Origin of the sequence: Nocardia sp. NPDC059154, assembly GCF_042755705.1 — a bacterium.
GTDB lineage: Bacteria > Actinomycetota > Actinomycetes > Mycobacteriales > Mycobacteriaceae > Nocardia.
This window is the reverse complement of record NZ_JBHZCS010000054.1, coordinates 58899-68448: the sequence shown is the minus strand read 5'-3', so window position 1 is coordinate 68448 and position 9550 is coordinate 58899. Positions and strand designations below refer to the sequence as shown.

Sequence of the window (9550 nt, the reverse complement as noted above, 5' to 3'; positions counted from 1 at the left end):
CCCGGTTTCACGTCCCGATGCAGAATGCCGAGGCGATGCGCGCTCTCCAGCGCCCCGGCGATCTTCACCCCGATCCACAACACGGTCTCGACCGGTAGCGGACCCTGTCCGCGGATCCGTGCGTCCAGGGAGCCGACCGGGTGATATGGCATCACCAGATAGGGTCGTCCGCCCGCAGTAGTACCCGCCTGCAGCATCGTCACGATGTTCGGATGCCCGGTCAGCCGGCCCATCGCCTGCTGCTCTCGGAAGAACCGCGCCCGGTTCTCTTCGTCCAGCTCAGCGGTGAGGACCTTCACCGCCACCGTCCGATCCAGCTCGGGCTGCGTGCAGCGGTAGACCACGCCGAAACCGCCTCGTCCGATCTCGTCGGCATCCTCGAACCCGGCTGCGGCCAATTCCTCCGTGGCCGGCTCGAACACGTCACGAACTGTCTGGAACCGATCGTCCTCGCTCATCCGCTGTACACCATCCACCGGCAGCCCGGCACCGAGCAAAACCTGTTAAATCTTCGTTAATGCACAGCGTATCCCGACCGAACGTCGGCAACCGAGCTATCGCGAAGGCACTCCAGGATTGGAAAAGGCGATTCGAACAGCCGAGTTCAGGGGCCCGGGCCAGCCTGTGACCGCAGCCTGGTGACGGACTCGGTCGCTACGCACGGAGCCCGGACACGGAAACCCGCGTAGAAACCGGGCCGCCACCACAGGCACCCATCGCCTGCTACTCGCGAAGAACCGTTCTCGGTCCTCCCCCAGTTCACCGGTAAGAACCCTCACCGCCACCGTGCGGTCGGCGACAACTCAAGTGCACCGATAGAGCAAAGAGCAGAGATTGGTGTCTTTCCCCGGGCTGATCGGCCGTCATAACGAAACACATCCGCGGCCAATGCTGTCATCACTGCCGAATGCGGCCGATTCACCTGAAAACGCCGCCAGGGCTCCCTTTCACCCCGCCGGTCGCAAAGGAGCGACATGTGCTCGGCATCGAAATCCCTGAGGAGGAACTCAATGGCCACCGGACCCGTCCCCGGACCGCCCGCCGTCTCGCCGTCTACGCTCCGGCAGCCGCATCACTGTCGATCGCGGCAAACCGCCGAGGCCTCGGCACTGGTCACGGAATCGTCCGTACGAACCGTTCCAGCAGCCATCAGCCTTCCCGGCACGAAGGTTTCGACCGAATCCGGCGTGTACAGTTCCGACCTCGACGGCTGGATCCGCCAAGCCCTCGACATCATTGCCGCACAAGGCATCCCGGGCGGCTACGACGCCACCGCAGCATCATGTGCGAATCCGGCGGCGACCACGGCATCGTCATCAGGCAGACCGAACATGTCTGGTTCAACCCCGCCAATATGGAGCCCGACGGGACACCGCACGGCACGCCACACCCGGTGATGCAACAGACTGGAAACCAGTTAGCAACGACTACAACTGAATTCATATCGATCGCCTATTTCGGACCATCCGTGCAGGACACCGTGAGCTTGGCTTGAGTTGGCGGTCAGCGGCGGACGCGTTCATGCAGGGCGGCAGGATGTGGTCGAACGCGACCAAGGTTGGGCCGATACCACGAGCACGATGGGCAGCTCGGCGATCGGTTGCTCGGCCAGCGCCTCACTTGGAAGCTGGTCTCTTGCGGGCGCCACACCAGCAGCCGGAATACCTGCTCGGCGGAGATGCGGTACATGCACATCAGCACGCCTTCTGCCTACTCGATCACCGCGCGAGCCTCCAGCAACTCGTGTAGTTGGAGCCGTGCATCGCGTACAGCTCCGCCGACCGCTCCCAGCGGCGGAGAAGGTCAGGCACCCGAATTCGGCGGTATGGGAGAAGGTCGCGCCCTCGAACCGGGCGGGGCCACCGGTGCATGCCGGAGACGCGGGCGTGTGACTCGCAGCTGTCGATGGCGGTGTTCTCGCACCGTCAGACAATCGTTTTCTGAAGGCAGTGAGGGCAGGCAAACACCGTGCGCTCGGACCACTGCGCGCCGAAACGGCCTATACCCATTGGTAACTGATCTTATCTGCCGACTATGCGACAGTCTGTGCCAATTCACTGTCCAGTTACTGTCTTCGAGTCAGTAGGTGAGGCAACATCTTTTGGGCGACGCTCAAGGTCGAGGGGTTCGCGGTCGGACACGGCCGCGGTGAGCGATCTTCGCAGGGAAGCTCCCCACTGCACCAACCTGATTGAAGGATTCGATGACCAACCCACAAAGAGCCTCCGTATGGCCAGCCGTACGCTGGTCAACCGCCCTACCGTCAGCCGTACTATCCGCTGCCGCCGAAGAAGTGCGAGATCTGGCCCTGGGTACTGATCGCGATGGTGGTCCTGATGTTTGGTGGGTGCCTCGCCGTCATCGGCACAGCCCGCATGAAGGTCAGCGAGGCAGTCGACGCCGCAGCAACGTCAATTCAATCGGCGACCAACAACCCGGACCCCAACCTGGGCAAAACAGGAAAGTCCAAAACGGTCCTGTACGAGATGCTTTCGCCGTCGGGGCCCGCGATCAGCGTCACCTACTTCGGCAGCGACAACAGCGAACAGTAGGAGACCCGGGCGACGCTGCCGTGGTCGAAGCAGGTCGTGAACGACTCGACGATCGCCATCGTCGCCAACACGGCCCAGAACGGCGGCACCGGTGACATCACCTGCCGAATCACTGTGGACGGCAAGGCGAAGACCGAGCAGACCTCTAAAAGGGCAATACGCGGTGATGAGCTGAACCGCAACCGTTTAGCAGCGCCATCCCGCACAGGCACCGCAACAAACCACGCGACACGAAAGTCACTGGAAATGACGCATACTGTGCAAGCTGGATTGTTGGTCGGCCTCGCTACAGTCGGACTGCTCGCCGCGGAGGGGACAGCGAGCGCAAACCGCACCCGCACCATCTACAGCTACTCGAAGTGCCAGGACGCTGTGAAGGCGTACCGCAAAGCGGGATACATCGCCGACTGCACCCTTTGGGTGACAGTTATGCCATCGACTATCACTAGCCTGGGACCAGCGGCCTCCCGTCCACTGGCAGCTTTGGATAGGGATCGTGGAGAAACGACGAAAACGCCTCATCTCAACCGGCTGAGGCGTTTTCGTTTTGGCGTTAGGGACCGCTGCTCCACGATCAGGTGACAGCTGTCACCTATCCATGCAAGCCCCCATCGAATCTGTCATGGCACAGAATGTCACAACTGCTGACCGGCATAGCCTGGACCCCTTTTCGCAGCCGCAGGTACGGTGTGAACGCACCACAGGAGACTCGGAGCTCGAACCCTTCTGCCAGGCAGGATGATTCGGTGACCCGCATAGAGCGATCTCGATTCATCACCCGCGTCGCCGAAATCAATCAAGGGGGTCCATCCATGCCTACGCCCACCCGCACAACATTCGTCTACCGGTTACTGGCCCTCGTCGCCTCCGCACTACTCGCTCCAGCGATCACCGCGGCTACACCGTGCGCGCCGGCAACCGCGGCGCCCGCGACGGAATTGAACCACTATTGCACCGACCACGGAGCCAGCAGCCATCTCGCCGACGGCCATACCGTCTACTGCACCCAAGTCCAATCCACCGACGCCTTCGTGTGGTCCTACACCCGCGATCCCATGCCCCACGACCCCAATTCGCGCCGCTACACCTGCGATGCTCAAGCCTGCCGCTGGCCCGATGGCACCTACGTGCCGAACTACCTGCTCTGCGGGCTCCTGTGCGGCGAGCCACCCACCAATGGAGACATCCAGAGCGGTCTCGCCGACTGCCTGGCGACCGGCGCGGAGTTCGAGGACTGCGAGGCCCGCCTCCGGTGACATCACCGACCCACCCATAAACGAGAGCGACCATGACGCGCAGAATCATCGCCTCGATGTCGATAGCATTCGCCGCCGGCGGCACCGTCCGCCTCACCAACTCACGGCTGGCACCAGACCTCCTTGCCCCCTCGGGGCTGACCTTGAGCTTGTCGATCTAGTGAATTCGCCGCCCTGCGCGCGTTCGCCCTCAACGGCACCGACCACCACAGCCACACCGAACAAGACACCGCGATCGGCGACTACCTACGCTGGCGCAACCAGCACACCCAACCCAAACGCGACTTCGCCGTCAACTCCAAGATCCGGCTACCCGATTACCTACCCAACGTTGCCTGACACGCCACTACGTTGAGAGCCGCGGCCTGCTTCATGGCGCAGCGCACGGCTCGACCGCCGGAACGGACCAGCGGCCGCCCGGCGTCGTGTAGGTGGTGGCCGGGGATCATCTAAAACGGCGCGAAAGGACGAACTGCCGGTACTACCAGTTCGTGAGGATCACGTGGACGAGTAGTAGCGCGCCAGCGGCTTGGATGGTGAGCCAGAAGCGGACGCTACGGCGCGGGAGGAGCGCGGTGGCGGCCAGGACCCAGACATCGAACGGGAGCCAGATGCGTTCGGTTTCCGCCTTGCTGAGACCACTGAGGTCGGCGGCGAGGAGGGCGATGATGCTGGCCGCGGCCATGAGGGCGGCGGGGTCGACCATGGAACGCCAGCGGGGAAACCAAATTCGGAGGGGAGCCAAGGGCAGAATCTCGAATTCTACTAGGACTCGGCAGGTAGCCGCAGCGGTGGCGAGGCCGACTGCGCAGACCGTGGCGGCGATATTGCCCCAAATCCAGTAGGAGTCGGGGCGTTCGGTGGCTATGCCCTGGTAATAGCGCTGGACCACCAAGTGGTAGCCGGTGGGCCACCAAAATCCGGCAGCGGCGAACACTGCGACTACAGAGATAACGCCCACGAGGGCCGGGAGACCGGGGCGGAAGGAGCGTGAGACCAAGACTGCAACGGCCGGAATCGCTATCAGCACAAGACCGTAACTCAGGAACAGGGTGAAGCCGAGGAGCAGGCCCGAGGCGAGCGCGCTGGCGATCCACGCGCGGCCCAAGCGGGTTGCTATCGCCAGAAGTGCTATGCCCCAGGCACTTACGCCTGCAAACAACCCATCGGCAGAGACCGCGATCCAGATGACAGCAGGCATCAGCGCCAGGAACGGCGTTGCGGCCCTGGCGCGATGCTCCGAGCCCAGGGCGCGCACCGTGACCGCGACGGCGGCCGCCGCGCTGGTTCCAGCGAGTGTGCACAGCAGCCCGGCCCAGGCGCCGCCACCTAGGCCGATCCGGTCCAGCAGCACAAACGTCAGCAGTGCGCCAGGCGGGTGACCGGAGACGTGAGTAGTCCAGGAGTCGGGCTGGAAGTCCAGAATGCGGCCGGAGAATTCGCGCAGCATGGCCCCGATGTCGTGGACGCCAGGCACCTCGTACAGGTACTCGTCTCGAGTGGTGAGCCGACCGGCGAAACCGCGTTGCCAACCGTCGATCATGGCCAGTGCGAAAGCCCAGGCCGCAGCGGCCGCCCAGGTGGACCACAGCAACGGACGCCACGTCAGGCGGCGGGCCACGTCAGGCCCGAAGCGCACCACCCCGGCCGCGATAGCGACCGCCGGGACGGTGCCCCAGCCGATGTGCGGCAACCAGTTTCCGAAAATGGGGGCAGCGCCCGCGTACAGCCTGTCCAACCATGGTTTGCCCTTGATTCGCGGCATCAGGAAGGCCGCGACTACAAGTAGGAAGGCAGCCAGGGCGCAGTAACCGTCCATCCGAATCGAGACAGCGCGCGCGACCCTTGTCGCGGAAGCGTTCGCCATGGCAGCAACCCTAGGCCCTGGGCGTCGGCGACTCGGTCCAAATTGCCACCACCGCAGATCTTGTCATACTTTCGTCATCGTGAAACGAAGCCCGAAAGGCTCCTGAAATGCTGCTCGCAAGGGCACTCGGCCTGCGGGGAGGACGGTTTTGGCACATCCCGTGCAGAGACTAGTCTCCTGCGGAGATCTTCTCGGTGCCCTTCTCAGCAGTCCAGCAACCGGAGACGCAGCACAAGGTTCCCATTTGCGCGTGGCCAGATGCCGCTGATCCGTTGGGGACTCACGCGACTATTGCCACGAATTCGCCCAATCGGCACGCGAATCTCATCGTCGAACGTGTACACGGCTCCGGTGAGATTCGACCTTGCCGAGAAAATCCCGTTGCATACGGCGGATTGCGCGCTGAGTGCGTAGTTGCGTACATCGGCGTGGTAGGTGCAGCTCACCCAACCCAGCATGGTCAACACGTCCAGATGAGCGTGGATCTCCGTGACCGCGGACACCTGGTGGTCGATCGGCAGCTCGTCGAGTCGCCGATCCCGGCGAACCGGGTTGCTGGCGCCGGTGGAGCGGAAGAATTCCTGGCAGCTGGCGGAGGCGGCCGGGGTGGTGAAGCCGGGCGGGTTGCAGCATTTCCTCAACCGGTCCCGCGGGGTTGCCGACGAGCTGCGTGATTGCGTGCGTATGTGGCCGAGGCGCCGGCGAGCCCGGACGGCGTGCTGGTGACGACCTTGAGCGCAACTTGAGGCTGTAGGGCCTACTCGGAGCAGCGGTGCACGGCGCCGAACCAGCTGCGACCGAACTGCTATGCGTCGCCGAAACCTGCCACTGCCAGTTCAGCCGCGACAGGGAGTTCAGAGGTGCCTGGCTCTACTTGAGTTCGACGGCGGCGACCATGCGGCGGGCCAGTTCCTCGGGATCCTCGCCGCCGAGTTCCGAGTCGACGAGCGTGCCTGCGCGCCATAGGGCGGCCAAGCCGTGAACCAGGGACCACGCGGCGAGCTGCGCCGCCTTCTGATCGGCCACCGGGCCGTCCAATTCGTCGACGCCGGTACGCAATTCGCGACCCGATCCCTCATTGGCTGCGATCAGACGCTCGTCGTCCGTATCGAGCAGGTCGCGACGGAACATGATATCGAAATGACCGGGGTAGCGGCGGGCGAAGCGGATGTAGGCGACGGCCATCTCCCGGAAATCGCCTGCGGCGGAGTGCAACTCCTGCTCGAGCAAGCCGTAGCCCTCGATGGCCAGTTCGGTGAACAAGCCCTGACGGTTGCCGAAATGGTGAGCCGGAGCGGCGTGCGAAACGCCCGCGCGCTGAGCCAGGGCCCGCAGGGAGATCGAGTCGATCCCTTCGGTCGCTACCTGGTCGGCGGCGGCCTCGAGCAGCGTGGTCTTGAGATCGCCATGGTGGTACGTGCTCTTGGGCATACCTCGATGATCACCGACGATCTTGTCGTTGACAAGTTATGCGACCCTACCTAATCTAGCCACTGTCAAGTTACTCTCGGCCATCGCTTCAGGAGCCCCTTCATGGCGCCGATCATTGCATTCCTCATCGTCACCTCCGTGACTCGTTTTGCGGGCTGGCTGGGCTTAGCCGGCTGGCTCGACTCGTGGCCGCACGCTGCCCGAATCGGCCTGGCCGCAATGTTCCTCCTCAGCGCCAGCGCCCACTTCCTACAACCGCAGCGCGACGCTCTGATCGCTATGGTCCCCCCGCTGCTCCGCAACCCGGCCGCGATGGTTTCACTGACCGGCGTACTCGAAATCGCAGGCGCCACCGGACTTTTGATTCCGCTTTTCGCACCGGCGGCCGCGATCTCCCTGGCGGTGCTCCTGGTCGTGATGTTCCCTGCCAATGTCCGTGCCGCACATACCGGCGAGGGCATCCACACCATGCCGTTGCCGGTACGCACCCTGGTACAGGTCGTATTCATCGGCGCCTGCGTACTCGCGGTCTTCTGACCTCTCACAGCGGTCGCGCATCAGGTCGTCCTTCCAGCTGCGCACCGGCGCTGGGCGTCCAATCGCTCGCCTGCTCGACTAGGGCATCGAATAATACGACCAGCGATCTGGAGTGCGCGGCAACCGATGTCCGGCCCGCTTCGCCTTGGCTACAAGCGACAGTCGATCCGTCTCAGTGCCCGTGAACAAGCCGCTCGTTGTCGCACAACGGCTTTCGACCATCCGAAGCGCCGACACCATCGCCGTCCTGGATGGCGGCACCGTAGCCCAGATCGGCACCCACGAGGAACTCCTCGCCACACCCGACGGCACCTACACGCGCCTGATCGCCGCCCAGTTCCACTGAGCGGTCCGTCTAAAGCGGGGTAGCCGCCTTGCGCAGGGCAGCAAGAATCGTTTCGACGGACTGTGCGCCGGAGATGCCGTAGGTGCGGTCGATAACATAGAAGGGGACACCCCCCACGCCGAGGTCACGAGCCTGACGAATGTCGTCGTCGACCTCATCGGCGAAAGCACCGTCGTCGAGCGCCTTGCGGGCGACCTCGGCGGGAAGTCCGGCCTCGGTGGCGAGCCGGACCAGCGTGTCGGTGTCGTCGATGGCCTCGCCTTCCATCAAGGCCGCGCGAAGAAGCCGTTCGTACATCGCGTCGGTCAGGTTGTGGGCGCCGGCGAGGTGAGTGAGGCGCAGGGCGTCGAAGGTGTTTGCGGTGACGGCCTTGTCCAGTTGATACGCGAGCCCTTCCTCGGCTGCCAGGGCACTGACGCGGTCGTTCATTGTCTTCGCCTGCCCAGGGGTGACGCCATGCTTGTGGGAGAGCATCTCGGAGGTGGGGATGTTCTCGCCGCGTAACTGGTTTGGGTCAAGCTGGTAGCTGCGCCAGATCACCTGGACATTGTCGGCGTGCTCGTACTGGGCCAGCGCCTTCTCCATGCGCCGCTTGCCGATGAAGCACCAGGGGCAGACGAGATCGGACCAGACTTCGATCTTCATGATTGTCTCCTTGTGTCGTTTCAGCAGCCGGTGCCGTCAACGGCGCACACGTCGCCGTCCTCGGCTTCGATCAGGACGAGGGCGGGTGTCTGCTCGTCCTCGGTGGTTTCTGTGATGCGTGCTTCGGGTTCTGCCATGGGACTCCTCCTAGCTCGAGGGATTTGATCGAGTCCTATACCGCGTCAGCGAGATTGGCGGCCAGCGCCTTGGCTCGGGCGGTGGCCTCGTCGTGGGCGCGGGTACGGGATGCCTCATAGAGAGGGAGCAGTTCGGCCATCGCCGGGTCGATCGCGGCGCCGGTCAGCTCCGACACGATGAACTCGACCTGCATGGCCAGCATCATCTCGAAGACGCCTCGGAGGTAGTTCTGTACGTAGTCGTAGCCTTCCCGCGGAGTACCGGGGCCGTAGGCGCCGCCGCGGCTGGCGATGATCGTCACCGGCTTGCCCGCGACGGTGGCCGCGCCCATGGCGGTCCGCCCGATCAGTACGACATTGTCGATCCACGCTTTCAGGGTGGAAGGCACCGACAGGTTGTACATCGGAGCCCCGATCAAGACTGCGTCGGCGGCCTCGAGTTCCTCGATCAGCTCCTTGCGCTCGGCGAACGCGGCAGTCTGCTCGACGCTGTGGTCCGCGGGATCGATGTAGCCGGCATGCTGCGCGGCGGCGGAGATGTGGGAGACGGGGTGCGTGGCGAGGTCGCGATAGATGATCGCCCCTTCGGAGTGCTGCTCGAGCCATGCCTTGCGGAAGGTCTCAGCCACGGCGCGCGAAGCCGAGTCCGAAGCCGGCAGGACCGACGAGTCGATGTGTAGCAGGGTGGCCATACGAGCCTCCAGTGAGCTAAAAGAAATGCCCAAGTCATTTCTTACTGTTTGTGTGTAGCCACATGATGCGTCAGAATAGGGAGCGAT

The 9550-nt window shown here is 63.9% G+C and carries 11 protein-coding genes and 1 pseudogene; 7 read left to right on the top strand and 5 right to left on the bottom strand.

What is annotated here, in order from left to right:
* On the bottom strand, positions 1-458 hold a 458-nt coding region (locus ACFXN1_RS36110), incomplete at its 3' end, for a serine/threonine-protein kinase (protein WP_379463789.1).
* Positions 459-976: 518 nt separating this feature from the next.
* On the opposite strand from ACFXN1_RS36110, the gene ACFXN1_RS36105 reads away from it, so the two are divergent.
* The 4 genes from ACFXN1_RS36105 to ACFXN1_RS36090 all read left to right on the top strand — a co-directional run bounded on the left by ACFXN1_RS36105 (position 977) and on the right by ACFXN1_RS36090 (position 3808).
* On the top strand, positions 977-1495 hold the full coding sequence (locus tag ACFXN1_RS36105) for a hypothetical protein (protein ID WP_379442045.1): 519 nt from the start codon (positions 977-979) through the stop codon (positions 1493-1495).
* Between the two features lie 829 nt (positions 1496-2324).
* Positions 2325-2552: a hypothetical protein gene (locus ACFXN1_RS36100; RefSeq protein WP_379405612.1), complete on the top strand. Its 228-nt coding sequence runs from the start codon at positions 2325-2327 to the stop codon at positions 2550-2552.
* 15 nt (positions 2553-2567) lie between these two features.
* Positions 2568-3134, top strand: a complete 567-nt coding sequence (locus tag ACFXN1_RS36095; protein ID WP_379442092.1) for an MmpS family transport accessory protein — start codon at positions 2568-2570, stop codon at positions 3132-3134.
* Between the two features lie 230 nt (positions 3135-3364).
* Positions 3365-3808, top strand: coding sequence for a hypothetical protein (locus ACFXN1_RS36090; protein WP_379403147.1), 444 nt, complete (start codon positions 3365-3367; stop codon positions 3806-3808).
* Positions 3809-4289: 481 nt separating this feature from the next.
* Here ACFXN1_RS36090 and ACFXN1_RS36085 read toward each other — a convergent pair whose 3' ends face one another.
* Complete coding sequence (locus ACFXN1_RS36085) at positions 4290-5627, bottom strand: hypothetical protein (protein ID WP_379442093.1); 1338 nt, start codon at positions 5625-5627, stop codon at positions 4290-4292.
* A gap of 597 nt (positions 5628-6224) precedes the next feature.
* On the opposite strand from ACFXN1_RS36085, the pseudogene ACFXN1_RS36080 reads away from it, so the two are divergent.
* Positions 6225-6400, top strand: a pseudogene (locus tag ACFXN1_RS36080) (IS701 family transposase); the annotation flags it as partial.
* Between the two features lie 145 nt (positions 6401-6545).
* On the opposite strand, the gene ACFXN1_RS36075 reads toward ACFXN1_RS36080, so the two are convergent.
* The gene (locus ACFXN1_RS36075) at positions 6546-7106 is read right to left on the bottom strand and encodes a TetR/AcrR family transcriptional regulator (protein WP_379403146.1); all 561 of its coding nucleotides are present in this window, start codon (positions 7104-7106) and stop codon (positions 6546-6548) included.
* Between the two features lie 102 nt (positions 7107-7208).
* Here ACFXN1_RS36075 and ACFXN1_RS36070 point away from each other — a divergent pair, with 102 nt between their 5' ends.
* Together ACFXN1_RS36070 and ACFXN1_RS36065 are read left to right on the top strand one after the other, a co-directional pair.
* Positions 7209-7643: a DoxX family protein gene (locus ACFXN1_RS36070; protein ID WP_379442047.1), complete on the top strand. Its 435-nt coding sequence runs from the start codon at positions 7209-7211 to the stop codon at positions 7641-7643.
* Positions 7644-7824: 181 nt separating this feature from the next.
* Positions 7825-7989 carry a hypothetical protein gene (locus ACFXN1_RS36065; RefSeq protein ID WP_379403144.1) on the top strand — a complete coding sequence of 55 codons (165 nt, stop codon included), beginning with the start codon at positions 7825-7827 and terminating at the stop codon, positions 7987-7989.
* Positions 7990-7998: 9 nt separating this feature from the next.
* On the opposite strand, the gene ACFXN1_RS36060 is transcribed toward ACFXN1_RS36065, so the two are convergent.
* Positions 7999-8634 (bottom strand): DsbA family oxidoreductase, encoded by a 636-nt coding sequence (locus tag ACFXN1_RS36060; RefSeq protein ID WP_379403143.1) that lies wholly within the window; start codon positions 8632-8634, stop codon positions 7999-8001.
* Positions 8635-8806: 172 nt separating this feature from the next.
* Positions 8807-9463 carry an FMN-dependent NADH-azoreductase gene (locus ACFXN1_RS36055; protein WP_379442048.1) on the bottom strand — a complete coding sequence of 219 codons (657 nt, stop codon included), beginning with the start codon at positions 9461-9463 and terminating at the stop codon, positions 8807-8809.
* Between the last annotated feature and the right edge of the window lie 87 nt (positions 9464-9550).

Excerpts from the sequence above, each read along its gene's own strand:
- ACFXN1_RS36100 (WP_379405612.1), top strand. The coding sequence starts at position 2,325 with ATGGTGGTCCTGATGTTTGGTGGGTGCCTCGCCGTCATCGGCACAGCC.
- ACFXN1_RS36090 (WP_379403147.1), top strand. The coding sequence starts at position 3,365 with ATGCCTACGCCCACCCGCACAACATTCGTCTACCGGTTACTGGCCCTC.
- ACFXN1_RS36085 (WP_379442093.1), bottom strand. The coding sequence starts at position 5,627 with ATGGACGGTTACTGCGCCCTGGCTGCCTTCCTACTTGTAGTCGCGGCC.
- ACFXN1_RS36075 (WP_379403146.1), bottom strand. The coding sequence starts at position 7,106 with ATGCCCAAGAGCACGTACCACCATGGCGATCTCAAGACCACGCTGCTC.
- ACFXN1_RS36070 (WP_379442047.1), top strand. The coding sequence starts at position 7,209 with ATGGCGCCGATCATTGCATTCCTCATCGTCACCTCCGTGACTCGTTTT.
- ACFXN1_RS36060 (WP_379403143.1), bottom strand. The coding sequence starts at position 8,634 with ATGAAGATCGAAGTCTGGTCCGATCTCGTCTGCCCCTGGTGCTTCATC.
- ACFXN1_RS36055 (WP_379442048.1), bottom strand. The coding sequence starts at position 9,463 with ATGGCCACCCTGCTACACATCGACTCGTCGGTCCTGCCGGCTTCGGAC.